Origin of the sequence: Flavobacterium sp., assembly GCF_027531705.1 — a bacterium.
GTDB lineage: Bacteria > Bacteroidota > Bacteroidia > Flavobacteriales > Flavobacteriaceae > Flavobacterium.
The window spans coordinates 144227-170967 of sequence record NZ_JAPZSP010000004.1; the positions used below are offsets into that span (position 1 = coordinate 144227).

Genomic DNA, 26741 nt, shown 5'->3' on the forward strand with positions numbered 1-26741 from the left:
AAATTTCACAAATTAACACAAATTGTAATCAAACTAAACCGATTACACGAATTTTGAATTAGTAAAATTGAAACAGTGAATAATTGGTGTAAATTTGTGCCATTCGTGTAAAAAATCAATTTAAGCAAAAATGAAAATCGGACTCTATTTTGGAACTTTCAACCCAATTCACGTTGGGCATTTGATTATCGCCAATCACATGGCAGAACATTCCGATTTAGAACAAATTTGGATGGTCGTAACGCCACACAATCCGCTGAAGCAAAAAAACACTTTACTTGATGATTACCAACGATTGCATTTGGTTTTTTTAGCAACCCAAGATTATCCAAAAATCAAACCTTCTGATATTGAATTCAAATTATCACAACCTAATTATACCGTAAATACATTAGCGCATCTTAAAGACAAATTTCCGCAACATGAATTTTCCCTAATTATGGGCGAAGACAACCTGAAATCGCTTCATAAATGGAAAAATTACGAATTCATTTTAGAAAATCACAATATTTATATTTATCCGAGAATTTCGGAAGAAGCAGAAAATTTAGACCTGAAAAACCATCCAAGAATTCACAAAATAGATGCTCCAATTGTTGAAATATCATCAACTTTTATTAGAGAAAATATCAAAAACAAAAAAAACATAAAACCATTATTATCCGAAAAAGTTTGGGAATATGTGGATCATAATAATTTTTATAAGAAGTAGAGATTTATTTTTAACATCTATTACTAATTTAAAATAGATATTTTTTTTACATTTGAATAAAATACTAAAAGTATGAGTGTTGCTGCAAAAAAATTAGAATTAATAAAATGGTTGACTTCTGTTGAAGACAAAACTGTTATTAATCAACTTGATAACTACAGAAAACAACAACATTCATTTGACTTTAAAAAGGAATTAGAAACTGCCATATCTGCTGATGAATTGAAAAAACGTACCACAACGTTTTTAAAATCTTTAGAATGGAAAAAATAAAAATTTTCTATAAGCTCGATGTCGAATTTTACATAAACGAATTAATTTATATACTTTACAAAGAAGATTATTTCAGCTATATAGAAAATGCAATTGAATACAAAGACAACATAATCAACTTTATTGAACAAAACATTGCAACTTTTCCATCAAAAATAGCTCCTTTATCTCTGAATCATTTAGGTTCAAATTATATTTTTTACAAAAGTAATTCTCGGACAACTTGGTTTGTCTTTTTTGAAAAAGAAGAAAATCAATATTTAGTATCGTATATTTCAAATAATCATACAGAAATAGTAACTTTTTTAAATCCTTAACATTCCTTTACCACTTGTTCCATCAAGCATTTTGTAACTTTGTAATCTAAATACAAATTACTATGCTTAACTTCGAATTATACAATCCTGTAAACTATATTTTTGGTAAAGACCAAATCGCAAAACTTTCTGAACTTGTTCCTGCTAACAGCAAAGTGCTTATGGCTTTTGGTGGCGGAAGTATTTTCAAAAACGGTATTTATGAGCAAGTTAAAAACGCTTTAAAAGGTTTTGAAATTGTCGAATTTGGTGGCATTGAACCCAATCCAAGATTTGAAACTTTGATGAAAGCGGTTCAAATTATTCGCGACCAAAAAATCGATTTTATACTTGCAGTTGGTGGCGGAAGTGTGATTGATGGCGTGAAATTTATTTCGGCTGCTGTCAATTTTGATGGAAATGAAGAAGACATTCTTAGAAAAAGAATTTTGTTTAAAGATACTAACGCCGTTGTTCCATTTGGAACGGTTTTAACTTTGCCTGCAACAGGTTCCGAAATGAATTCGGGTGCTGTTGTAACTATAGAAGCAACACAAGAAAAACTTACACTTGGCGGAAGCGCATTGTTTCCAAAATTTTCAATTGTTGATCCAACCGTAATTACTTCGTTACCAAAAAGACAATTGCAAAATGGTGTTGTTGATGCCTTTACACACGTTATGGAACAATATCTAACCTATCAACACGATGCACTTTTACAAGATAGATTTGCCGAAAGCATTTTGAAAACTTTAATCGAAGTTGGTCCAAGTGTAGTCGAAAATCCAAGTGATTACAAATTGGCTTCTAATTTTGTTTGGTGCGCCACAATGGCGTTGAATGGTTTGATTCAAAAAGGTGTTCCTTCTGATTGGGCAACACACATGATTGGTCACGAATTAACGGCTTTATACGAAATTGATCACGCCAGAACATTGGCGATTATCGGTCCAAATTTATATAAAGTAATGTTTGAAACCAAAAAAGACAAACTAGCACAATACGGCGAAAGAGTTTGGAATATTTCAAGAAATACAGTCGATGAAACGGCACATCAAGCTATTGAAAAAACAATAGAATTTTTCCACATAATGGGAATGAAAACCAAAATCTCTGAAAATGCCGAAAACATTGAAAAAACAGCCGATTTTATTGTAAATCGTTTTGAAGAAAGAGGTTGGAATGGTTTAGGCGAAAAACAAAATATCACTTTAGAAAAAGTACGAGAAATTGTGGAAATGAGTTATTAGAGCGGTTGCTGCTGCGTAACACAATGAATCATTCCGCCATTAGCATATAAATTTCTAACATCTATTCCAACAACTGTTCTGGTTGGATAAAGATTTTGAATTATTTGATTTGCAACTGCATCATTTGCATCATTGTAATTTGGCACCAGCACTTTGCTATTGGCTATATAATAATTTACATACGAACCTTTATAACCTAGATTTGTTCCATCATTTTTAACAACATCGTTTTGTGTCAATGGTAAGTATACAAAACTGTAGGTTGTTCCGTTTTTGTTTTTTGCAGCATATAATTTATTGATGTCAGTTTGCGGTACATCCCATTCGAGCAAGTTAGCTTGATTCATAGTTACAATAGTTGTTGTATTTCCAAAACGAGCAAAACCGTCAATATGCATATCTGTAATTTCTAATCCTGCAACACCATCAAGCCAAATAACATTTGTGACGCCAAGATATGTTTTAAAAATAGCTTCGGCATCAGCTTGCGACAATCCAGGATTTCTATTTGTGTTCAAAATTGCACTTTTTGTTGCCAGTAAGGTTCCATTTCCGTCAATTTCTACTGCACCACCTTCGTTTACCATTTCGTTGTTCAAATTTATTACCGTTCTTCTTTGGTCAACACCAATCTTAGCAGGAATCAAATCACACTTTTCAAAATCAGCTTTTTCTCCCCAACCATTAAAACCCCAATCTTCAATTACTAAATTTCCATTTTTATCGCGAACATAAATTGGTCCATTATCTCTAACCCAAACATCGTCAGTTTGATATATTTTAAAATCAATATTTGTTAAAGAAACATTTGCCGCTGTTAGCAAAGCAATTATTCTAGTTTTTTCGGTTTCGTTATAAGCTATAATATGAACTTTTTCACTTGTTACCAATGCCTTTGTCATAGTAACCCAAGTTGGATCAATCTCATTTCGATAAGTCAAACCATATTGATAATGATGAGGCCATTGTAACCATGTCCCTTCATGAGCTTCAGATTCTTCAGGCATTGTATATAAAATCTCATCAGAAGCATTTTCGTCGCTATTATTGTTCTGACATGAAATCATACAAATTAAAAGTATCAAGTTTATAAAAATCATTTTTTTCATAGTTTAGGAACTAGTTTAGTTTTTTTAATTATTTACATTTACTGTAGTTGTTATTCCATTTTCCATTTTTCTCCAAACCAAATTAGGTTTTGGAGAAGGTTTAACTTTTTGCTCAATTACTACAGCATCAGTCAAAACAAAAGGCGTCGGAATCATCCAATCTCGTCTTTTTGCCATGCTAAACAATGGATTTATCATTAAATCGAAAGAACTTTCAACCAAATTCATGTCTAATTTTTCTGAACTAGAAACAGAAAATTGCAGTTCAAGTGGCATATTATCTACCAGATAATAGCTCAAAATTTTATTGCCAACTTTTCCAGAAATTTTACTTTCTAAATCAATCGATTTTACACCATTGGCTTTCAAATTAGAAATTTCAGAATTAGAAAATATGTCGTAACGATTTACTTTTCTATTTGGAGTAATCATAATTTTCAAATAACGTCGGCTTCCGATTGTTGAATCTTTTAGAAATTCTATAGTCGGTTTTGCTACGTTTTTAATTTCAGCATCAGCCATAAAAGTAAATTCCGAACCGTATTTACTGTACAATTTATTAGTGTTTAATGGTTTAGCATCTTTTGGCTTTTCGCCTAAATATCCTTTTGTCCATTCATCTAAATTGGTGTCGTAGGTTGCCCAATTTGCTTTGTTTGTATCTGCGTTCAAAACATAAACCAAACTATTCGGTTTTGCTTTTCCATAAACATATCCAGATGATTGATGCGCTTTTACAAACAACCCAATTGAAAGAAGTAAAAACAACATTGACCATCGATTTTTGTTTGTAACAGTTCCAAAAATTGGTAATAATAATGTAAAACTTAAAACCGTCAAAACAGCACTACCAACTAAAATTTTCAATCCCAATCCAACAGGAAACATCTGAATAAATGGTGCTAAAATTGCTACAGTCGGAATTGCCAAAACGAGATTTAACAACCAACTCGACTTTTGCGTAAGCACAAAATAAAGCAACATTATCAAACTTGAAATTACTGGAATTAACAAGAATCCAGCACCTTTTAGGTTGATTGCAATTAACGTATTAATCACCAACCAAATCAACATTGGTGAAATCATTTGGTTTATTTCTGGATTTATTTTTCCGTTATTTTTATAAAAAAAGAAACAAATTGCCAAAGTCAAACTCACAAATCCATAAATATAATCGTGACCGTTATAGGTGAATCCGTGTAAAATATCATTGTATTGTGGATAAATAGAAAGTAACATTTTCCATCCAAAAAAAGTGATGCCGCCAGCTACAACAAGTGTTGCTAGAAAAGGTAAAAATCCTTTAATAATCAAATCTATTCGCAAAACTTGTTTGCCTAATCCGATAAATACTGCTCCAAAAAACAACAAAAATCCAATAATCAACATTGGAAAAATCCATGAAAACGGATAGTTAACAAATGTAAATGGAATGTTGAAATATACTTTGTCTTCACCCGAATTCAAATTAGTCAAATCTGCATTTGAAAAATAATTAAGTAAAGGAAATAAATACGTTCCTTGATGTGCCAAGGTTTTTGGATTCAAATTCTCATAAGTATCCTGCGAAGTATGGTAGTCAAAATGGTCGTCAATAAAAGCAAAATTATACCCTTGAATTTTTCCGCTTTCTCTAAAAACAGTCAAATCGGTGTCATTGGGCAACATTTTATAAATGCTATACATCAACGAATTAGAAGCTGGATAAGCAACATTTCCATTGCTAAAAGCATCCACCATTTTGGCATTTCCTTGGTTGGTTTCCATCAGCATATAACTTGGTCCGCCCGAACCACGCGCTTCAAAATTTAACACCAAACCCACTTCTTTTGCCCATTTATGTTTGGTAACAAAAAGTGCTGCACCGTTCAATCCTAATTCTTCTGCATCAGAAAATAAGATGATTATATCGTTTTTATGCCTGGTTTTGTTATGCAAAAAAGCACGAACACTTTCCAAAATTGTAGCAACACCAGAAGCATCATCGCTTGCACCTTTAGAAAAAGAATGCGGCGCCGAATCATAATGCGAAAGCAACAACAATGCTTTTGTATTTTTTGTCTCACTGAGCGCAGTCGAAGTGCTTTTTATTCTTGCCAAAATGTTTTTAGAATAAACCAACGTTCCTTTTTCAGTCATGGTAAAACCTTCTTGAAGGCTAGTTTGCAAACCTAAATCTTCCAATTCGTTTACCAAATATTGAACGACAACTTCATGATTTTTGGAACCAACATAATGCGGTTCTTTAGTCATTTGCTTCACTTTTGCCAAAGCTCTTTTGGTAGAAAACTCCGAAAGTGGCGCATCTGTCTTATCATAATCCTGAGGCATTATGAAGTAAAAAACACCAAACAAAAGTGCCAAAAGCACCAACATAGACTGAATTGAGTAATTTTTTCTCATTTATCGTAAACCTTTTATTTCGTACTTCGTATATCGAACGTCGTACTTTTTAATATTCTTTTTTAACCAACATATAATAATCATTTTCCAAAAAACGATAACCTTGATCATAAACAAAATGATAAGTATTACCTGTATTTGTAGTCAACATATTGGTAAAATACTCAAAATCAAAACCTTTGCTTAGCAATTTAGTTTTGGTAATTTTCGATTTCCCATCCGGATTTGCGTCTGACAAAATACGGTAATTTTTACGCAATTTATTATTTACATTACGCATGTAATTATTACTATCCTTGTTCATTTTATTATTGTAAGCATTGCGACAACCATCGCTACAGAACTTTTTGTCCTCACGACCTACAATTTTTTCATCACATTCTAAACAGTTTTTGTTCATAGTTCTAAATGTTTTTAAGGAGCGAATGGCTCGGGCATTTTTGGTTTCCTTATTCCTGCTTTCCGTTCTACTTCGTGCCACTGCAATCAGGGCTAGATGGGTTTTGTCTTTTGTATTTCTTCAAAATTTCTAAAAAAATATAACAACAATTTGCAAACCTCAATTCTTTAAAAATCAAACAAATATACAAATTATTTTCCGTTTACAAACGTTTACAAACATTTACAACCGAAATTAAATGGTTATCTACCGAATAAAATTTGCAAGTCACCACAACTTTGCATCGTCGGAAATGAGAAAAGTACAATTGCAAAATTCAATTTCAATAGCAATGTCAAAAAATTCAATCTAGACAAAATAATATTAAAAACAATTTAAATTTTTACACGCCATGAGAAACAAAGTACAATTAATCGGAAACGTAGGTCAAGAACCAGAAATCAAAACATTTGAAGGTGGAAGAAAACTTGCCTGCATTACTATTGCAACAAGCGAAGTTTATTACAAAGAAAACGGTGATAAAGCCGAAAAAACCGAATGGCACCGAGTAAGTGCTTGGGGAAAAACAGCCGACATTATCGAAAAATATGTAACCAAAGGTAAAGAAATTGCCATAGAAGGTAAGCTAACCCACAGAAGTTACGACGACAAAGACGGAAACAAACGCTACATCACAGAAGTAGTTGCCAACGAACTAGTTTTGATGGGAAAATAGTTTTCAATACCAATTGCAATTGCAAAATCAAAGAATCAATATTTACATAACAAAAACAATTTTAAATTTTACACGCCATGAATGCATTAAAAAACAAAGTACAATTAATCGGACACGTAGGACAAGAACCTGAAATCAAAACTTTTGAAGGTGGAAAGAAGTTAGCAAACATCACGTTGGCTACCAATGAAAATTACACTAACAACAAAGGCGAAAAAGTTGAAAACACCGAATGGCATCGAATTACCGCATGGGGAAAACTAGCAGACTTAATAGATAAGTACGTTATAAAAGGTAAAGAAATCGCTATCGAAGGAAAACTAACGCACAGAAGTTATGACGACAAAGAAGGAAACAAACGTTATATAACAGAAATTGTTGCGACCGAGTTGTTGCTTTTAGGAAAATAGTCTAACGAAAAAAAAGTGTCACAATGAACATCAAAGTATTTAATATTCGATTGGATAAGGAAAACTGTCAAAATGATCAGAGCAAAATGAATACGTTTCTAGATTCGGTTGAAGTAAAACTCACTTCCACAAATTTTGTAACCACTGGAACGGTAGATTTTTGGTCAGCGGTAGTTTTTTATGAACCCAAAAACGCAAATTCAACTCAAAAAGAAGTTATCGAACTTAACGAAAATGAGAAAGAAATCTTCACTGCCTTAAAACAATGGCGCAATGATTTAGCTCAAAAATTAGGTTGGTCGGCTTTTAGAATTTGCCACAATTCACATTTAATTTCAATTGCAAAAGAGAAACCACAGAATTTGGACGAACTTAAAAAAGTGAAAAGTTTTGGAGAAAGCAGAACATTAAATTATGGCGACGACATTATTTCATTGTTGAATGCTTTTTAGAACAATTGTAACTTTACTTATGAAAAGCGATAGAAGTAACATTCTGTCGCTTTTTTATTTTTCAAAAAAGTACATCCTTACAATGTCAAAAACTTTTTAACACGAAAACGATTTCGTGTCAATTCAAATTAGCAAGTGTGTTTATTTTTCATACCTTTATTATAAATAACGCTTTTAATGTTTAATTCAAAATCATTCCTTTTAATTGTTGCTTTCAGTTGTTATTTTCAATTTGGGTTTTCTCAAGTTGGAATTAACACTTCAACTCCATTGAGTACGTTGGACATCAATGGAAATTTGAATGTAAAAGAGATCGGAATTGTAAATACCAATGTTTTAGGTTCGGCAGTTTTCAATGGTGGACCATCTGGTTCGGCAAGATTAATCGATGACGGCGTGTATATTTCACTTTCTCCAACATCTGGAAATGTTGAGTTTATTTTGCCCAATGCGGTAAATGTTCCCGGAAGGATTTATATGTTGAGAAATATTTCATCATCTGAAAATGCAGTTTTGTATAGTTTTGGCGGCAAGTTTTTTGCTAAAGATTCAAAAGATGCAACTTGTCCGCTTTGTCCAGGAACTACAACTTCTTTTTTAACATTACCATCAAATGGATTATTAAAAACAATTATTGTAATAAGCGATGGTGAAAATTGGTCTTATTTTTTCTAAGCTACTTTTTTAATTTTTTTAATCAAATCAAACATTGGACATTTTTTACAACGTTTTTTTTCACTCTTAATATATTTCTCACAACAAGAAGATTTGCATTTGTTAGAAACCTTTAATTTTTTAATTAAATCGTTCTTTTTTTGTTTTTTGTCTATATGTTTTTCCTGTTTACTCAAGTCTATCAATATAAAATAACACTACAAAAGTAATGTTATTTTTATAAATTCTAAATAAAAATAAAATTATTTAGTTGTAGAGGTTGCAGCACTTGTTACGGAAAGAATTTGTATATCTCTATCAAATAAATACAAACCACCACGATCCTCACCAATTAGATTAATTTTGTCTAAAATGGTTTTTGCCTGTGCTTCTTCTTCAATTTGTTCTGCTACGTACCATTGCAAAAAATTATGTGTTGCATAATCCTTTTCTTCAAACGTTATATGCACTAATTTATTGATTGAATCAGAAACAAAAAGCTCATGTTTATATAATTCTTCAAACATTTCTTTAAAATTTCCAAAGCTTGTTTTAGGAGCTTTCAAATCTGTAACAATTGAATGGCCTCCACGTTCGTTAACATATTTTATTAACTTTAACATATGCTGACGTTCTTCATCTGACTGATTATACATAAATTGAGCAACTCCTTCAAGTCCTTGAATTTCTGCCCAACAAGCCATTGACAAATAGGTTTGAGACGATTCCGCTTCAATTCTAATTTGATTATTTAATGCAGTTTCTATATTTTTAGATAACATAATTTATTTTTTTTTATAAAAGTACAAATTTATTGAATTATTCAATCTTGAAAAAAAGTTAAAGTTATTTTTTAAAATTAGTCTAAGTAAAAATTCAAATCGTTTTATAGCCAATCAAGTAAAAATATTTTTTGCAACTCTAAATGTATTTGCGTGTGCATCAATAATTGTTTTAATACTTTCTGAATAACCGCCACCCATACTCACTTGAACCGGAATAGAATATTTTTTACAGTTTTTAAAAACAATTTCATCTCTCTTTTTAGAACCTTCTAGAGTACAAGATAATTTTCCCAATTTATCTGATTCTAAAATATCAACACCCGCTAAATAAAATATAAAATCGGGTTTAATCTGTTCAATTAATTCAGGAATCAAATCGTCAATGATTGAAATAAACGCACTGTCAGTTGTTCCATCATCAAGAGCGATATCTAAATCAGAAACTTCTTTTTTAAAAGGATAATTGGTCTTTCCGTGAACGGAAACTGTATAAACGTTGGTGTTATTTCTAAAAATTTCTGCTGTACCATTTCCTTGGTGAACATCTAAATCTAGTATTAAAATTTTAGTTGCCAATTGATAATCTAGCAAATACTGAGCAGCAATAGCTTGATCGTTTAGCAGACAAAAAGCTTCGCCGTGACCTGTAAAAGCATGGTGTGTTCCGCCAGCAATATTAAAAGCTACTTTATGCTCAAGAGCTTTTTTACAACCAATCAATGTGCCGTTTGCAATTCGTAATTCACGCTCAACTAGTTCCGCTGATAGAGGAAAACCAATTTTACGTGCTGCTTTTGCATCTAATGTTAATTGTAATAAATCGTTTAAATATTTTTCAGTATGAACTCTTGTTACGAAAGATAAATCTATACTATCAGGTTCAAAAAAATAAGAATGTTCAGCAGTTCCTTCATGAAGTAATTGTTGCGGTAACAATTCATATTTTTGCATGGGAAAACGATGACCATCTGGTAAGGGATGTTTATAAATTGGATGATACGCTATCGGAATCATTTATTGATTCAATAAATTTTGAAATAAATCTACAAATTCTCCAACATGATAACCATCCATCAACCCGTGATGCACGTGAATGGACATTGACATGGTTTTTTTGCCATTCTCATCTATCATTTTACCAAAGGATATTTTCGGACAACTATCTGGCCAAGTAAAACTTCGAGCGTGCGAAAATGAAGTAAAATTAATCCAAGGCAATGCCGAAAAATGAATTAAATTTTCAGAATATTCTCTTGTGAAAAGTCCAGTTGTAGTTTGGATTCTTGCGATTTCATTTTTTGTGTTTTCAGCAAATTCATTTAAATGTTCAGAATATTTTATTTGCGAAAATCCAAAGGTTTTATCTTCTCGCAAAATAGTTGAAGAAACATCAATTCTATCAAAAATATAAACCTCATCATTCAAAATTCGATAACGAAAAGGTTCAATGGAATTTACAGCGACCAATGTTTTATGTATGTAATAGGTAAAAAATGAAACGCCAAGCTCTTTAGCTTTTTCATAAGCTTTAGTGCAATCAACAGTTATGGTTACACCAAAAAAAGGTTCTTCCATTTGTTTGAAAAATAGAAAATGTTCTTTTCGGTTCCAGATTTCGAGATTAAGTTTTTGTTTCATTTATTGGACACGAATTTCACGAATTTAAAAGTGCAAAAATTACACAAATTAGAAGTTTATTTTAAAAGAATTGGTAAAACGTCAGTAATTTTTTCTAATGATTTGAAGTTGGGATGTTCTACTTTATGACTCACTTTTTCGTGTTCCCAAGTGGTATGAAACGGAATATGAACGGCATGTCCGCCAATTTCTAAAACTGGCAAAACATCTGATTTTAAAGAGTTTCCAATCATGAAAAATTCATCTGAATTTATTTCTAAACGCTTTAATAAATCTTGATAATCCTTTTCTTTTTTGTCACTCATTACTTCAATATGATGAAAATAATGTCCCAAACCAGAATTATGTAGTTTTCGTCTTTGATCTAACAAATCACCTTTGGTTGCTACAACCAACTTATATTTTCCGTGGAGTTGCGATAATGTTTCTTCAACACCGTCTAATAATTCAATAGGTTTTTGAAGTAACTCTTTTCCGTATTCTATAATTTTTGCAATAGTTTCAATAGAAATTGTGTTATTTGATATACTCATTGCGGCTTCAATCATTGATAAGATGTAGCCTTTAATTCCGTAACCATACAATTCTAAATTCTGGATTTCTACACGAAATAATTCTTGAGACAACCCTTGTTGCGACAGATAATCACTCATCAACTCGCAAAATTTATGCTCGGTTTCTTGAAAATAAGGTTCGTTTACAAACAAAGTGTCGTCTGCGTCGAAAGCTATAACTTTTAGGTTCATTTTTTAATTTTTATTGCATATTCATCTTCCTAATTCATCAATTCGGTTTCAAAGTAAACTTCGATGAGTAAATAAAACTTCAGCATTTAGAAGTTTCATTATAAATTCATTTATAGTATACTTTAACTAATCAACGCTCCATTTTCAACTCCATCAGCATCTGGATTTACAAAAACCAATTTTCCGTCGGCATTGTTGGTCATCAAAATCATTCCTTGGCTTTCTACTCCACGTAATGCTCTTGGTGCTAAGTTTACTAAAACCGTTACGCGTTTTCCAACCACTTCTTCTGGCGAAAAATGTTCTGCAATTCCCGAAACTATTGTTCTTACATCAATTCCAGTATCAACTTTTAAAACTAATAATTTGTTGGCTTTTGGCATTTTTTCGGCTTCTAGAATGGTTCCGACTCTCAAATCTAATTTCGAAAAATCTTCAAAAGTTGATGTTTCTTTTTGAGGTTCAATCACTTTGTTTTCTGCTTTATTGGCAACTTTCGTAGCTTCTAGTTTGTCAATTTGTTTTTGAATTTCTGCATCTTCTATTTGAGCAAATAAAATTTCAGCTTGACCAATTTGATGCCCAGCCGGAATTAAATCAGTTCGTCCAGATACATCTTTCCAACTCAAATTCAAATCGGTTTTTAAAATTCCTGATAATTTGCAAGCTGTAAATGGCAAGAAAGGTTCAGATAAAACTCTTAACGCAGCTGCAATTTGCAATGCTACATACATTTGAGTTTTTACTCGTTCAGGATTTTCTTTTACCATTTTCCATGGTTCTTCGTCGGCTAAATATTTATTTCCTAAACGCGCAACATTCATCAATTCACCTTGTGCTTCTCTGAATCTGAATCTTTCGATTGAAGAAGAAATTACTGCTGGATATGCTTTTAATTCAGCTAAAGTTTGTACGTCAACTTCTGTAAAATCATTTGGCGAAGGAACAATTCCGTCGTAATATTTGTTAGTCAAAACAACTACACGATTAATGAAATTTCCTAAAATAGAAGCCAATTCATTATTATTTCTTGCCTGAAAATCTTTCCAAGTAAAGTCGTTATCTTTAGTTTCTGGAGCGTTTGATGTTAAGGCATAACGCAAAGAATCTTGTTTGTCTGGAAAATCCAATAAATATTCATGCAACCAAACCGCCCAGTTTTTAGAAGTCGAAAGTTTGTTTCCTTCCAAATTCAAAAACTCATTTGCAGGAACATTATCTGGCAAAATGAAACTTCCTTCAGCTTTCAACATCGCAGGAAAAATTATGCAATGGAACACAATATTGTCTTTTCCAATAAAGTGAACCAATTTTGTATCAGCATCTTTCCAATATGGTTCCCAATCTTTTCCTTCACGAGCTGCCCATTCTTTGGTTGACGAAATGTAACCAATTGGTGCATCAAACCAAACATATAATTTTTTTCCTTCGGCACCTTCAACCGGAACGTCAATTCCCCAATCTAAATCACGCGTTACAGCACGAGGTTTTAATCCGTCATCCAACCAAGATTTTACTTGTCCAAGAACATTAGTTTTCCAATCTTTGGCGTGACCAACCAAAATCCATTCTTTCAAGAAATCGTCATATCTGTCTAGAGGTAAAAACCAGTGTTTTGTCGATTTCAAAATTGGAGTTTCACCAGTTATAGTCGATTTCGGATTGATTAAATCAGTTGCGTTTAGTGTAGAACCACATTTTTCGCATTGATCGCCATAAGCTTCTTCGTTGCCGCATTTCGGGCAAGTTCCAATTACAAATCGGTCGGCCAAAAACTGGTCGGCTTTAGCATCATACAATTGCTCGGTAACTTCTTCAATAAAATCGCCGTTATCATACAATTTTCTAAAAAACTCAGAAGCCGTATCATGATGAATTTTAGACGATGTTCTTGAATAATTGTCAAATGAAATTCCAAAATCAAGAAACGATTGGCGAATAATTCCGTCGTATTTATCAATAACTTGTTGTGGTGTAATGCCTTCTTTTTTGGCTTTCATTGATATGGCAACACCATGTTCATCGCTTCCGCAAATAAACGCAACATCTTTTCCTTGCAATCTCAAATAGCGAGCGTAAATATCTGATGGAACATAAACTCCGGCTAAATGCCCGATGTGAATTGGTCCGTTGGTATAAGGCAATGCTGCCGTTATGGTATATCTTTTTGGATTTTCTAACATGATAAAATTCGGTATATATATTGCAAAAATAAGCAATAGATTTCAATTCAACTTAATTTATATATTTGTAGTTCAGTTTTAAAAACAAAAATGAAGAAATTTACATTCTATATTCTAATTTTTATTTTCTCAATAAACCTTCAAGCTCAAAAAAAGATGATATTTCCACCTAATTTAAAAAAAGGCGATACCGTTGCTATTGTAGCAACAGCTCGTAAAAACATTGAAGACAATCTAAAACCAGCCATTTCATGGTTGAAAAATTGGGGTTTAGAAGTAGTTGTTGGTTCAACAATAGGTTTAGACAAAGACCAATTGGCTGGAACTGATGAACAACGCGCAGCCGATTTTCAAGAGCAGTTAGACAATCCTAACATCAAAGCTATTTGGTGTGTTCGCGGTGGTTATGGAACAGTTAGAATGATTGATTTATTAGATTTCACAAAATTCAAGCAAAACCCAAAGTGGATTATTGGTTTTAGCGATGTTACGGTTTTACACAGCCATTTGAACACTATGGGATATCAATCTATTCACGGAATTATGCCTGTTAGCACAAAAGCATCTGAAGAAGCAAAAGAAAGTTTGCGAAAAGCTTTGTTTGGTGAACATCTTGAATATACCGTTCCATGTGAAAACATGAACCGCCTTGGAACTGCAAAAGGCGAATTAGTTGGTGGAAATTTGTCTATTTTATACAGTTTATTTGGTTCGCCATCGGCCATTGATTGTTCAGATAAAATTCTTTTTATAGAAGATTTAGATGAATATTTATACCATATTGATAGAATGATGATGAACCTAAAACGCAATGGTTGTCTTGAGAGTTTAAAAGGCATCATTGTTGGCGGCATGACCAAAATGAAAGACAACGACATTCCTTGGGGAAAAGATGCGCTTCAAATTATTGATGATGTTACCAAAAACTACAATATTCCGGTAATTTATAATTTTCCAGCGGGTCATTTAGCCGATAATCGTGCCTTAATTTTTGGAAAACAAGTTTCTGTTGAAGCAAATGATTTGGAAAGTAAAGTTATCTTTGAATAACCGAACACTGCGACTGGTAACTGCGACTGAATACTAAAAAAATGGCAGAACACAACGAACTTGGAAAATTTGGAGAAGAATTAGCTGTAGAATTTCTACAACAAAATGGCTATGAAATTCTCGAAACAAATTGGACTTTCCAAAAAGCCGAAATAGACATTATTGCTCAAAAAGAAAATATTCTTGCTGTTGTAGAAGTCAAAACGCGTTCGTCAATTGAGTTTGGATTACCACAAGATTTCGTCAAACCAAAAAAAATTCAACTTTTGGTTAAAGCTATCAACGAATATGTGATTTCGAACGATTTAGATGTAGAAGTTCGCTTTGATATTATTGCTATTTATAAAGAAGACAAAGAATATAAACTGGATCATATTGAAGAAGCTTTCTTTCATTTTTAAAAAATTGCTTACTTTTGAAAAATTATAACCTACTGATATGAAAAAAATTACACTACTAATTGGCTTGTTTTTTTGTCTAACAACTTTTGGACAAGGAAAAGTTGCTGAGAAGGTTTCTCAACTTATCTCGCAAAACGCAAACTTTAAACATTTTTCTGTTTTAGATCAAGATAATTCCATTGCAAACAAAGAAACTGAAAAAGTAGTTGAAACAGCAACATTTGCAAAAATTAAAAATAGTGTTGTAAACGACATTGTTCAAAATAAATACGAGTATTTAGAAATTGAAATTCCGTATCAAAACGCTTCCATTGAAGTGCAATTATATAAAGTAACTATTTTTGCAGAAGACTTTCAACTTGATACTGATAAATCTAAAAACATTGCCTACGAGCCTGGTGTTTATTACAGAGGAATTGTCAAAAACGATATGAATTCATTGGTTTCTTTCAACTTTTTTAAAGATGAATTAAACGCCATTATTTCTAATAGAATTTATAGCAACTTGGTAATTGGAAAATTAGATAAAAAAAATAACACAACTGATTATATCATTTATTCTGATGCCGAAATGAAGGTTTTCAATGATTTCAAATGTGGAACAAAAGATATTCCTTCAACTGGTGAAACTTTAAACAAAAACACACAATCACCAGAAAGCACAAAATGTGTAACAATGTATTTTGAAATTGATAATGACATTTATACTTCAAACAATAGTAGTACAACAACTACAACCAATTGGATGACATCATTATTCAATAACTTACAAACTTTATACAACAACGATGGAATTACAATTTCTTTAAAATCTACCTATATCTGGACAACTCTTGATCCTTATGATGGAATTGGTACAAGTTCTGCTGATTATTTGTACAAATTCAACGAAGTTAGACCCGTTTTTAATGGTGATGTTGGACAATTATTAGGAATTGATGGCGGCGGATTAGGTGGCGTTGCTATTGGAACAAACGGAATTTGTACCGAAAGTAATTTTAGTTATTCAGATGTAAATCTATCTTATAATACGGTTCCAACTTATTCATGGACTGTAAATGTTATTGCTCATGAATATGGTCATCTATTAGGTTCGCCTCATACACACGGTTGTCATTGGAATGGTAATGATACTGCAATTGATGGTTGCGGACAATCGCAAGGTTATTTTGAAGGAAATTGTGACGAAGCTGAAATTCCTGAATCAGGAACCATTATGAGTTACTGCCATTTATTGAGTTGGGTTGGTGTTAACCTAAGCAATGGTTTTGGACCTCAACCAAAAGCTTTAATTTTGAGTAAAATAAATGGTGGTGCCTGTCTGAGTACTGATTGTGTTAACACATGTATCAACACCGTTTCGGCAGTAAATATTGGAACTGTTACAAGTAATTCGGCTACTATAAGCTGGACTGAAGCTGGTTCAGCCACTAACTGGCAAGTAGCTATTTATCCTTTTACTTCAACTCCAACAAGCTGGTCAACGGTTACAACTCCAAGTTTTTCTCAATCTGGACTTACTAACAACACTTATTATGTAGCTGCGGTTAGACCAAATTGCACAAATGGTTTGACTGGTTCATCAAGAAAAATAATGTTTGCTACAGGTGCAAATTATTGTAGTAGCGTCGTTTTTTATGATACAGGTGGCGCAAATGGTAATTATGAAGATTACCAAACAATTTACAGAACGATGATTCCGAATGTTGCCAATAACAAAGTAAAATTAACTTTCAATGAATTCTCTTTGGAACAAGATTACGATTACATTTATGTTTACAATGGAAGTACAACGGCTTCACCAAGTTTTAACGTTGATGGTTATACTGGAACAACAATTCCTGGACCATTTACTTCTACGGCAGCTAATGGAGCATTAACCATGAAATTTTATTCTGATGGTGGTGTTGTCGATTCTGGTTGGAAAGCAACAACTTCATGTATTCCAAATTTAGCAACAAGCGAATTTCATGGTATAGATTTTACGTACGCTCCAAATCCAACTAATGGAATTGTGACTATTACTTCTAAAGACAATGTTTCTGAATTGGCAGTTTACAGCATTACTGGACAATTATTATTGGAACAAAAACCAAATCAAAGCAATTTGAATGTTAACTTAGCTTCTTTTGCAAATGGAACTTACTTCTTCAAATTAAAATTTGATGATAAAGAAGTTAATTTCAGAATTGTAAAACAATAAGAAAATCGAATATAAATTCATAAAAAAATCCGTTCGCAGTTGTGAACGGATTTTTGTTTTTATGAAAAAATGATTTTATTATTCTCTTCTTCCTAATATTTGAAAAGCCCAATATAATAGTGAAGCTAACGCGCCTAAAGCAGCTACAACATACGTTCTTGCTGCCCATTTTAGTGAATCTTCTGCTCCAGCATATTCTTCTTGGCTTAACATGTTTTTGTTTTTTAACCAAGCTAATGCACGATTACTTGCATCATATTCTACTGGCAAAGTGATGAAACTAAAAGTTGTTGCAATAGCCATCAAAACTAAACCTGCAACGGCAACATATAGACCAATTGATGTTCCTTTTGAAGCAATTCCTAGTATTAATCCACCCATTATTAACCATTGTGACATGGTAGATGATACATTTACAATTGGTACCATTTTAGAACGCATAGTCAACCATTGATAAGCTTGCGCGTGTTGAACAGCATGCCCGCATTCATGAGCAGCAACTGCGGCAGCGGCAGCATTTCTTTGGTTGTAAACAGCTTCCGAAAGATTAACGGTTTTGTCCATTGGGTTGTAATGATCGGTTAATTGTCCTGGTGTAGAAATAACTTTCACATCATAAATTCCATTGTCTTGCAGCATTTTTTCAGCAATTTCTGCTCCCGACATTCCGTTTCGCAAACTGATTTTAGAGTATTCAGCAAATTTACTCTTCAATCGAGCACTTACCATCCAACTGAATAGTGCGATTGCACCAATTATAATATAATATCCAAACATAATTTTTAGTTTTAATTATTTAAAGTTACTAAACGAATATCAAATTACACGCCAAATCTTAAAAATGACAAGTTGACATTTCTATTATTATACGCAGAAATTGAAAAATGTTACAAAATAGTTCTAAAAAAACCACAGATTCACAGATGAATTTTCAAAATCTGTGAATCTGTGGCAATAAAAGAGATTCTAAAATAAGTTCAGAATGACAAAATCTATCCTACCAAATTAATCACTTTTCCTGGAACGATGATTACTTTGTTTGGTGTTCTTCCGTCTAATTGTTTTATGGTTCTTTCGTCTGCCATTACAATTTCTTGAATTTGCGAAACGGTTAAATCTAAAGGTAATTTGATGGTGAAACGCATTTTTCCATTGAACGAAACTGGATATTCTTTTTCAGATTCTACCAAATATTTTTCTTCACAAATTGGAAAATCAACTGTTGAGATTGAACCTTCGTGCCCTAATTGCGACCATAATTCTTCGGCAATATGTGGTGCATACGGAGAAATTACAATTGCCAATGGTTCTAGAATAGCTCTATGATGGCATTTCATTTGTGCCAATTCGTTTACACAAATCATAAACTGTGAAACCGATGTGTTGAAAGAGAAATTCTCAATGTCTTCGGTCACTTTTTTGATGGTTTTGTGTAATGATTTGTACATATCGGCAGTTGGTTCGTCGTTGGTTATGTTCAAACCTGAGTTGTCGTCAAAATACAAACGCCATAATTTTTTCAAGAAACCTGAAACTCCTGTAATTCCAGCAGTATTCCAAGGTTTTGCTTGTTCCAATGGTCCTAAAAACATTTCATACAAACGCAATGTATCAGCACCATAATCATTACAAATATCATCTGGATTGACAACGTTGTATTTCGATTTTGACATTTTTTCTACTTCGCGACCCACGATGTATTTTCCATCTTCTAAAATGAATTCTGCATCTTTATAATCAGAATATAATTGATGATTTTTGAAAGCTTCAATGTCTAATTCGTTAGTAATATCGTTGATACAAGATAAATCAACGTGGATTGGTGTTGTTAAAAAGGACGAAATCTCTTCACCATATTTAGTCTCATTATCAACAAAATTTAAATTAGCAAGCCTAATTTGTTCAATCAATAATTCTTGTATTTTTGAATATAAATCAGTTTCCATTTCAAATCCATTAATTCCAACTTTTTCAAGTTCAGAAGCAACTTTTTTTGAAACTAAAATGTTTGATGAAAATATTCCTCTAACAGTATTATCTGTATAATTCGCCGTTTGTTTTTTTATACTACTTGTATGGCAATATACTCTATACACAAAAGCACTCATTCCCAAAATCATCCCTTGATTAATCAACTTCTTGAATGGTTCTTCTGTTGGTACGTAACCTCTGTCTTTCAGAAATTTATTCCAAAAACGAGAATATAATAAATGTCCGGTTGCGTGTTCGCTTCCGCCGATGTATAAATCTACGTTTTCCCAATATTTTAGTGCGTCTGCTGAAGCAAATTCGTTTTCGTTGTGTGCATCCATATAACGCATCCAATACCACGAACTTCCTGCCCAACCTGGCATAGTATTCAATTCTAAAGGAAAAATAGTCACATTATCAATCAACTGATTACTGACTACTGAACAATTCACACTATCCCAAGCCCAAATTGTTGCGTTTCCTAATGGCGGTTGTCCGTCTTCGGTTGGCAAATATTTTTCTACTTCTGGTAGTACAATTGGTAAATGTTTGGCATCAATCATTTGTGGCAATCCATTCACATAATATACTGGAAACGGTTCACCCCAATATCTTTGACGAGAAAAAACAGCATCACGCAAACGATAATTGGTTTTTCCTTTTCCTTGTCCAATTTTTTCTAATTCTTCGATGATTTTTTTCGTTCCGTCTTTGTAACCCAATCCGTTTAAGAAATCAGAATTTACTAATTCGAAACCACCTTTTTCACCATAAGCGGCTTCAGAAATATCTTGATTGAAAATGTTTTTAATTTCAGGCATTCCGTGAGTTCCTTTGAAGAAATTCGCGAAAGCATAATCACGTTCGTCACCACATGGAACCGCCATAACTGCGCCTGTTCCGTATCCTGCCAAAACGTAATCGCCAATCCAAACCGGAATTGGTTCTTTGGTAAATGGATGTTCGGCAAACGCACCAGTGAAAACTCCCGAAATGGTTTTTACATCCGCCATTCTTTCTCTTTCGGAACGTTTTGCAGTAGCTTCAACATAAGCCTCAACCGCCGCTTTTTGTTCTGGCGTTGTGATTTGTGAAACCAATTCGTGTTCTGGCGCCAAAGTCATAAACGTAACTCCGAAAATAGTATCAGGTCTTGTTGTGAAAACAGAAATTAATTTATCTGAATCTTTCAATTTGAAATCTACCGAAGCTCCAACCGATTTTCCAATCCAGTTTCTCTGAGATTCTTTTATCGATTCGCTCCAATCTATTGTGTCTAAACCTTGCAATAATCTTTCGGCATAAGCAGAAATTCGCATTGACCATTGAGTCATTTTTTTACGAATAACTGGATGACCACCACGTTCTGAAACACCATTTACGATTTCGTCATTTGCCAAAACTGTTCCTAATGCTGGACACCAGTTTACTTCGGTTTCTGCCAAATATGTTAATCTATATTGTAGAAGTATTTTTTGTTGTTCTTCTGTTGAAAAAGCATTCCATTCTGATACTGAAAATGGTGCGATGTTATCATCACAAACTGCATTTACTGAAGCATTTCCTTCATTTTCAAAAATGGAAATTAAAGTTGTAATATCTTCTGCTTTATCAGTATCATTATTGTACCACGAATTGAACAATTGAATGAAAATCCATTGTGTGTGTTTGTAATAATCGGCATTTGAAGTGCGCACTTCTCTACTCCAATCGAATGAAAATCCGATTTTGTCTAATTGTTCACGGTAACGAGCAATGTTTTCTTTGGTTGTTGTATCAGGATGTTGACCCGTTTGAATAGCATATTGTTCGGCTGGTAAACCAAACGAATCATAACCTTGCGGATGCAAAACATTAAAACCTTTGTGACGTTTAAATCTAGCTACAATATCGGAAGCAATATAACCTAGCGGATGCCCAACGTGTAATCCTGCACCTGATGGATAAGGAAACATGTCCAAAACATAATATTTTGGCTTTTCGCTGTTATTTGATGCAGCAAAAGTTTGGTTTTCTGCCCAGTATTTTTGCCATTTGGCTTCGATTTGTTCGTGGAAATATTTCATAAAAAGTTTAAAAGTTTAGGAGTTTAAAAGTTTAAAATTGTTTCTTAATAAACCTCTAATCAAAAAAATTAAGGCACAAATTTACGTTTTAAATATGAAAGTTAAAAGCTTGAACGAAAGTGAATTTTTATGTTCTTTTTGTAAGTTATTGCTTTGTTTTTTGAGCGGCTTCTTTAAATCAAAAGTTAATCGAAGGTTAATGTTTACGATAATTTAGCCGAAAACAAAGGTTAATGTACTAAAATGAAAACTTTAAACGTTATTAGCATTTGAATAAAGAAATTCTTTATTATTTTTACACCTTAAAATTAATTATATGGCATCATCATTTGATAAATTTCAGAAACGCAGGTTGATTTCATCGTATTTTTCGGTGGTTTTGAGTGTTTTTCTTGTATTGTTTTTGCTAGGATTATTGGGACTTTTCATTATTAATTCGAAACGTTTATCGGATAATTTTAAAGAAGATATTGCCATGACAGTTTTCTTTAAGAATGAAGCTACTGATAGTATTTTTAATGCTTTTGAAACAGAAATTAAAGCGGCAAAATTTGCTAAAAGCTATAAATATGTATCAAAAGACGATGCGGCAAAGCAACACAAAGAGGTTTTTGGAGAGGATTTTATGCAGTTTTTAGGTGTTAATCCGTTGCAGAATTCGTATGATATCCACCTAAAAGCAAATTATGTTACCAATCCAGGTTTTTCGAAAGTTGAAAATCTTATTAGAAAAAATCCGATGGTGGCCGATATTGTATATGATAAACAACTGATTACGTTGGTAAATGATAACATAAAGAAAATAACTATGTGGGTTTTAATTATCAGCGGTGTTTTTGCAATAATAGCATTCTTGTTGATTAATAGCTCGTTGCGACTTTCCATTTATGCCAATAGATTTATTATAAAAACGATGCAAATGGTTGGTGCCACCAAAGCGTTTATTAGAAAACCATTTGTGAGAAGAAGTATTTTGCTAGGTTTAATTGGTTCTGTTTTGGCGATTTTGGCAATTGTTGGAGTGCTCGTTTATGTAGAAACCAATTTCCCAGCGTTGGATATTTTCAAAGATATTGAACTTACCGTTTTGGTTTTGGTTGGTGTTTTGGTAATAGGAATTTTAATTACTTGGATAAGCACTTACTTTGCAACACAACGATTTTTGAACTTGAGAACGGATGATCTTTATTAACGTAAGATTGCTGATTAACGATTTTTGAATTATAAAAAACACAAATGAAAAACGACGAACAACATAAATCAGATTTTCTTTTTGATAAAGTAAATTATAAAATTCTTCTTATTGGTATTGCAGTTATAGCATTAGGATTTATACTAATGTCTGGTGGCGGAAGCGATGATCCAAAAGTGTGGAATGACGAAATTTTTAGTTTTAGAAGAATTCGATTAGCGCCAACAGTTGTGTTAATAGGCTTTGGAATTACTATTTACTCGATTTTTAAAAATCCTAAAAAATAAAAATGGATTATTTACAGGCAATACTTATTGCAATTGTTGAAGGTCTAACCGAATATTTACCTGTTTCTTCAACTGCTCACATGATTTTTACCAGTTCTTTTTTTGGTATTCAAGAAGATGATTTTGTAAAATTATTTCAAGTTTCAATTCAGTTTGGTGCTATTTTGGCAGTGGTTGTTTTGTATTGGAAAAAGTTTTTCGATTTTTCTAAAATTAACTTTTATATCAAATTGGCTTGCGCTGTAATTCCAGCATTAGTTTTAGGAAAAATATTTGATGATAAAATCGATGCAATTCTTGGAAATCCTATTCCTATTGCGATTGTGTTGATTCTTGGCGGAATAGTTTTGTTATTTATTGATGGAAGATTTCACAATCCAACTGTTGCAAATGAAGAAGATATTACGATAAAAAAAGCGGTAACTATTGGTTTTTGGCAATGTTTGGCCATGATGCCAGGAACAAGTCGTTCGGCTGCTTCTATAATTGGCGGAATGCAACAGGGTTTGACTCGTGAAACAGCTGCAGAATTTTCGTTTTTTCTTGCAGTTCCAACTATGTTAGCGGTTACAACTTATTCGTTATTTTTAAAAACTTATGAGGTTTCTCAGCTAAAAGGCTACGAACTTTTGACGCAATCAAGTGATAATTTGAAACTATTTTTTATTGGAAATATTGTCGCTTTTGTCGTTGCCGTTATTGCCATTAAATTCTTTATTGGAATTATCAAAAAATATGGTTTTAAACCTTGGGGTTATTACCGAATTGTAGCTGGAATTATCCTTTTGGCTTATTTTTCTTTAAACAAATAAGATTTGAAAACACCCGAAGATTTTCTTGAAGGTCAAATTATTTTGATTGATAAACCACTGACTTGGAGTTCGTTTCAAGCGGTGAATAAGTTGAAATATATTCTGAAAAGAAAATTTGATTTGCCTAAAAAATTCAAAATCGGTCATGCTGGAACTCTTGATCCATTAGCAACTGGTTTACTGATAATTTGTACAGGAAAATTTACCAAAAAAATCACAGAAATTCAGGCTCAAGCTAAAGAATATACTGGAACAATTACCGTTGGAGCTACAACACCAAGTTATGATTTGGAAACCGAAGTCAATGCAACTTTTCCAACAGAACATATTACTGAAGCGTTAATTCTAGAAACAACCCAACAATTTATTGGGGAAATCGATCAAAAACCACCCGTTTTTTCTGCCATAAAAAAAGACGGAAAACGATTGTATGAACACGCTCGTGCAGGTGAAGAAATCGAAATTGCTTTCAGAAAAACTACAATTCACGATTTTGAAATCACAAGAATTCAATTGCCAGAAATTGATTTTAGAGTAAAATGCAGCAAAGGAACTTATATTCGTTCATTAGCTTACGATTTCGGAATTGCTTTAAATTCTGGTGCACATTTAACCGCTCTACGAAGAACAAAAATTGGAGATTATTCAGTTGAAAATGGAATTTTACCTGAAGAATTTGAAAAGACTTTAGGTTAAAATTTTATAAACGTTTGTTTTTCAATTCATTTATTTCTTACTTTTACTACTCTTTCAAATTCTTTGACTATGAAAACTTCTAATAAAAAAACCAAAAATCTTGCAACTCCAGGCAAACCAATGTCTCAAGATGAATTTGTTTCTTTGATTAAAGAAGCAGAAGAAGGAGAATTTATGTCTATTTCAGAATTTAAAAAGCGTTTTAATAAATGGAGAGCGGAAAGAAAGAAGTCCTAAAGTCAAAATTTTATTATTCTGATATTCAAGACATATATGAATATGGAGAAGCGACTTTTGGCACTAGATTAGCTGATTCCTTTTTTGATACAATATTATTTGAAGTCGAAAAACTTGAAACAGAATATCTTCTTCATCCAGAATATCGCCATTTAGAAACTAAAACCAAAATTTACAGAAATATTATTCTTGGATCCTATCTAATTATCTACAGAATTAGAGCACATAAAATAGAAGTCTTAAGAGCTTTTCATGGAAGTCGTTCTCCTAAAACAATCAAAACAGTTAGAAAAGTAAAAGTTTAAAATTATTTCATCAACCCAACAATTTCCTTTTGAGTTGAAATTCCTTTGTCTTGTAAATACCATTTTTGCAATTCAATTTTTGCTGTTTCATCCACAACTCCATGCTCTGTTTTATAATCTAAAATAAGTTGTTTTGCTCCAATTGGTCTTGGTCCAAAATCGGCAATAACTTCGTTACTTTCTTTATCAATAATAATCAGTTTTGGAATTGATTTTGTGCCGTTTGTCAAAAATTGATTCATCAACTCTTCATTTTCATCTCTCAAAACAATTCTCAAATTTATTTTATCTGAAACAGTAGCCATTTTATTTATAATAGGCAAAATTTGAGCTGCATCACCACACCAACTTTCACTAATAACTAGCCAAGTATATTCTTTTTTTAAATTTTCTAAAAAACTTTTTACTTCATCGGTAAGTTGCATGGTTTTATCTAGCCTATGCAAACGCGCATCGTTAAGTTGAGTGTAATGAACTAAATCTTCTCTTTGTTCGTGACCTGTAGTGGCATTATTTTTGGCTAAAGCGGTAACAAAACTTCTATATTCTTGGTAAGAGAAACTTTCTTTCAGACTTTCCTTTATAATTGAATTCATTTTAATTAAATTTATACTGCAAAATTAGCTTTATTTTTACTAATGAAATGTAACAATAATTACATTAAAAGATTTATCATTTAATAATGGACTTACAAACAAAATCAATTGGTTTAGCATTATCTGGCGGAGGTTCAAAAGGACTTGCCCATGCTGGCGCAATAAAGTTTCTAGAAGAACAAAAGATACAACCATCACAAATTTCGGGAACAAGCGCTGGAGCAATAATTGGTGCATTATATTCTTGGGGAAAAACACCAGAAGAGATTTTATCTTTTTTTAAATCCATTTATTTTTTCCATTGGAAACATTTTACAATAAAAAAACCTGGAATCATTGATTCAGAATCATTTAAAAATTATTTTGAAGAAATTTTCCAGAATGCCAAAATGAGTGATTTACCTATTCAAATGCATATTACGGCTACTGAAATGGTAAAAGGTAAACTTAAAATTTTCAACAACAACTCACGAATCGTTGATGCTGTACTTGCTTCATCTGCCTTTCCAGGCGTTATTTCTCCTTACATTGTCAATGGAAATTTATATAGTGATGGCGGCATTTTAAATCATTTTCCAACTGATATATTACAAGGACGATGCGATTTTATGATTGGAGTTTATGTTAGCCCTATTCAAAAAATTGAAGCCAAAGACTTGAACTCTATTAAATCTGTTACTACTCGAGCTTTTGATTTACTCTCAGCAAATTCAAATTTTCAAAAGTTTAATCATTGCGATTGGGTTATTGAACCTGAAGAATTGGTCAATTTCAGCACTTTTGAAACCAATAAAACTAAAATGGATAAGATATTTGAAATTGGGTATCAAGCTGCAAAAAAATCATTTGAACAATTGAAGGATAATTTTTAAATTACTATTTCATAAAATCATATAATA

General features: G+C 32.4%; 29 protein-coding genes. 18 read left to right on the forward strand and 11 right to left on the reverse strand.

What is annotated here, in order from left to right; genetic code table 11:
- Window positions 1-130 precede the first annotated feature (130 nt).
- The 4 genes from nadD (at window position 131) to O9267_RS01350 (ending at window position 2531) form a co-directional block, all read left to right on the forward strand.
- Complete coding sequence (gene nadD / locus O9267_RS01335) at window positions 131-712, forward strand: nicotinate (nicotinamide) nucleotide adenylyltransferase (RefSeq protein WP_298175344.1); 582 nt, start codon at window positions 131-133, stop codon at window positions 710-712.
- Between the two features lie 72 nt (window positions 713-784).
- Complete coding sequence (locus tag O9267_RS01340; protein ID WP_298175345.1) at window positions 785-985, forward strand: hypothetical protein; 201 nt, start codon at window positions 785-787, stop codon at window positions 983-985.
- A complete protein-coding gene (locus tag O9267_RS01345) occupies window positions 973-1302 on the forward strand; it encodes a hypothetical protein (protein WP_298175346.1) in 330 nt (109 codons plus the stop codon). Before O9267_RS01340 ends, O9267_RS01345 begins: the two co-directional genes overlap by 13 nt.
- 62 nt (window positions 1303-1364) lie before the next feature.
- The gene (locus O9267_RS01350; protein WP_298175347.1) at window positions 1365-2531 is read left to right on the forward strand and encodes an iron-containing alcohol dehydrogenase; all 1167 of its coding nucleotides are present in this window, start codon (window positions 1365-1367) and stop codon (window positions 2529-2531) included.
- On the opposite strand, the gene O9267_RS01355 is transcribed toward O9267_RS01350, so the two are convergent.
- Genes O9267_RS01355 through O9267_RS01365 form a run of 3 tightly spaced genes read right to left on the reverse strand, consistent with a single transcriptional unit; the run spans window position 2528 to window position 6443 of the window.
- Window positions 2528-3631: an agmatine deiminase family protein gene (locus O9267_RS01355; protein ID WP_366521965.1), complete on the reverse strand. Its 1104-nt coding sequence runs from the start codon at window positions 3629-3631 to the stop codon at window positions 2528-2530. The two genes, O9267_RS01350 and O9267_RS01355, sit on opposite strands and share 4 nt — an antisense overlap.
- Window positions 3632-3664: 33 nt before the next feature.
- Window positions 3665-6043, reverse strand: a complete 2379-nt coding sequence (locus tag O9267_RS01360) for a M20/M25/M40 family metallo-hydrolase (RefSeq protein ID WP_298175349.1) — start codon at window positions 6041-6043, stop codon at window positions 3665-3667.
- Window positions 6044-6092: 49 nt separating this feature from the next.
- Window positions 6093-6443 (reverse strand): hypothetical protein, encoded by a 351-nt coding sequence (locus O9267_RS01365; RefSeq protein ID WP_298175350.1) that lies wholly within the window; start codon window positions 6441-6443, stop codon window positions 6093-6095.
- Window positions 6444-6834: 391 nt separating this feature from the next.
- Between O9267_RS01365 and ssb (O9267_RS01370) the strand changes: the two genes are divergently transcribed.
- The 4 genes from ssb (O9267_RS01370) (at window position 6835) to O9267_RS01385 (ending at window position 8695) form a co-directional block, all read left to right on the forward strand.
- Complete coding sequence (gene ssb / locus O9267_RS01370) at window positions 6835-7158, forward strand: single-stranded DNA-binding protein (RefSeq protein ID WP_298175351.1); 324 nt, start codon at window positions 6835-6837, stop codon at window positions 7156-7158.
- A gap of 77 nt (window positions 7159-7235) precedes the next feature.
- Window positions 7236-7568: a single-stranded DNA-binding protein gene (gene ssb / locus O9267_RS01375; protein ID WP_298175352.1), complete on the forward strand. Its 333-nt coding sequence runs from the start codon at window positions 7236-7238 to the stop codon at window positions 7566-7568.
- A 23-nt stretch (window positions 7569-7591) separates the two neighbouring features.
- Window positions 7592-8020, forward strand: a complete 429-nt coding sequence (locus O9267_RS01380; RefSeq protein ID WP_298175353.1) for an HRDC domain-containing protein — start codon at window positions 7592-7594, stop codon at window positions 8018-8020.
- Between the two features lie 177 nt (window positions 8021-8197).
- Complete coding sequence (locus tag O9267_RS01385) at window positions 8198-8695, forward strand: hypothetical protein (protein ID WP_298175354.1); 498 nt, start codon at window positions 8198-8200, stop codon at window positions 8693-8695.
- A 242-nt stretch (window positions 8696-8937) separates the two neighbouring features.
- Here the strand turns inward: O9267_RS01385 and O9267_RS01395 are convergent, their stop codons facing one another.
- The 5 genes from O9267_RS01395 to metG all read right to left on the reverse strand — a co-directional run bounded on the left by O9267_RS01395 (window position 8938) and on the right by metG (window position 14026).
- Window positions 8938-9456, reverse strand: coding sequence for a ferritin (locus tag O9267_RS01395; protein WP_298175356.1), 519 nt, complete (start codon window positions 9454-9456; stop codon window positions 8938-8940).
- Between the two features lie 114 nt (window positions 9457-9570).
- A complete protein-coding gene (locus tag O9267_RS01400) occupies window positions 9571-10473 on the reverse strand; it encodes a histone deacetylase (RefSeq protein ID WP_298175357.1) in 903 nt (300 codons plus the stop codon).
- Window positions 10474-11097 carry a chloramphenicol acetyltransferase gene (locus O9267_RS01405; RefSeq protein WP_298175358.1) on the reverse strand — a complete coding sequence of 208 codons (624 nt, stop codon included), beginning with the start codon at window positions 11095-11097 and terminating at the stop codon, window positions 10474-10476.
- 56 nt (window positions 11098-11153) lie between these two features.
- Complete coding sequence (locus O9267_RS01410) at window positions 11154-11843, reverse strand: HAD family hydrolase (protein ID WP_298175359.1); 690 nt, start codon at window positions 11841-11843, stop codon at window positions 11154-11156.
- A 122-nt stretch (window positions 11844-11965) separates the two neighbouring features.
- Window positions 11966-14026, reverse strand: a complete 2061-nt coding sequence (gene metG, locus O9267_RS01415; RefSeq protein ID WP_298175360.1) for a methionine--tRNA ligase — start codon at window positions 14024-14026, stop codon at window positions 11966-11968.
- Between the two features lie 90 nt (window positions 14027-14116).
- On the opposite strand from metG, the gene O9267_RS01420 reads away from it, so the two are divergent.
- The 3 genes from O9267_RS01420 to O9267_RS01430 are packed head-to-tail and all read left to right on the forward strand — an operon-like array spanning window position 14117 to window position 17680.
- Entirely contained in the window at window positions 14117-15076 is a 960-nt protein-coding gene (locus tag O9267_RS01420; protein WP_298175361.1) for an LD-carboxypeptidase, read from the forward strand.
- A 41-nt stretch (window positions 15077-15117) separates the two neighbouring features.
- On the forward strand, window positions 15118-15477 hold the full coding sequence (locus tag O9267_RS01425; RefSeq protein ID WP_298175362.1) for a YraN family protein: 360 nt from the start codon (window positions 15118-15120) through the stop codon (window positions 15475-15477).
- A 37-nt stretch (window positions 15478-15514) separates the two neighbouring features.
- Entirely contained in the window at window positions 15515-17680 is a 2166-nt protein-coding gene (locus O9267_RS01430) for a M12 family metallo-peptidase (RefSeq protein ID WP_298175363.1), read from the forward strand.
- A gap of 78 nt (window positions 17681-17758) precedes the next feature.
- On the opposite strand, the gene O9267_RS01435 is transcribed toward O9267_RS01430, so the two are convergent.
- A complete protein-coding gene (locus O9267_RS01435; protein WP_298175364.1) occupies window positions 17759-18457 on the reverse strand; it encodes a zinc metallopeptidase in 699 nt (232 codons plus the stop codon).
- A 215-nt stretch (window positions 18458-18672) separates the two neighbouring features.
- Complete coding sequence (locus O9267_RS01440) at window positions 18673-21717, reverse strand: class I tRNA ligase family protein (protein ID WP_298175365.1); 3045 nt, start codon at window positions 21715-21717, stop codon at window positions 18673-18675.
- Window positions 21718-22033: 316 nt separating this feature from the next.
- Between O9267_RS01440 and O9267_RS01445 the strand changes: the two genes are divergently transcribed.
- The 6 genes from O9267_RS01445 (at window position 22034) to O9267_RS01470 (ending at window position 25246) form a co-directional block, all read left to right on the forward strand.
- Window positions 22034-22909 carry a permease-like cell division protein FtsX gene (locus O9267_RS01445; RefSeq protein WP_298175366.1) on the forward strand — a complete coding sequence of 292 codons (876 nt, stop codon included), beginning with the start codon at window positions 22034-22036 and terminating at the stop codon, window positions 22907-22909.
- 44 nt (window positions 22910-22953) lie between these two features.
- Entirely contained in the window at window positions 22954-23196 is a 243-nt protein-coding gene (locus tag O9267_RS01450; protein ID WP_298175367.1) for a DUF3098 domain-containing protein, read from the forward strand.
- Between the two features lie 2 nt (window positions 23197-23198).
- Window positions 23199-24008 carry an undecaprenyl-diphosphate phosphatase gene (locus tag O9267_RS01455; RefSeq protein ID WP_298175368.1) on the forward strand — a complete coding sequence of 270 codons (810 nt, stop codon included), beginning with the start codon at window positions 23199-23201 and terminating at the stop codon, window positions 24006-24008.
- Window positions 24009-24011: 3 nt separating this feature from the next.
- A complete protein-coding gene (truB, locus tag O9267_RS01460; protein ID WP_298175369.1) occupies window positions 24012-24704 on the forward strand; it encodes a tRNA pseudouridine(55) synthase TruB in 693 nt (230 codons plus the stop codon).
- Between the two features lie 69 nt (window positions 24705-24773).
- Complete coding sequence (locus O9267_RS01465; RefSeq protein WP_298175370.1) at window positions 24774-24941, forward strand: hypothetical protein; 168 nt, start codon at window positions 24774-24776, stop codon at window positions 24939-24941.
- Window positions 24914-25246, forward strand: a complete 333-nt coding sequence (locus O9267_RS01470; RefSeq protein ID WP_298175371.1) for a type II toxin-antitoxin system RelE/ParE family toxin — start codon at window positions 24914-24916, stop codon at window positions 25244-25246. Before O9267_RS01465 ends, O9267_RS01470 begins: the two co-directional genes overlap by 28 nt.
- 2 nt (window positions 25247-25248) lie before the next feature.
- Here O9267_RS01470 and O9267_RS01475 read toward each other — a convergent pair whose 3' ends face one another.
- On the reverse strand, window positions 25249-25842 hold the full coding sequence (locus tag O9267_RS01475; protein ID WP_298175372.1) for a thioredoxin family protein: 594 nt from the start codon (window positions 25840-25842) through the stop codon (window positions 25249-25251).
- A gap of 86 nt (window positions 25843-25928) precedes the next feature.
- On the opposite strand from O9267_RS01475, the gene O9267_RS01480 reads away from it, so the two are divergent.
- Window positions 25929-26714 carry a patatin-like phospholipase family protein gene (locus O9267_RS01480; RefSeq protein WP_298175373.1) on the forward strand — a complete coding sequence of 262 codons (786 nt, stop codon included), beginning with the start codon at window positions 25929-25931 and terminating at the stop codon, window positions 26712-26714.
- Window positions 26715-26741: the final 27 nt, after the last annotated feature.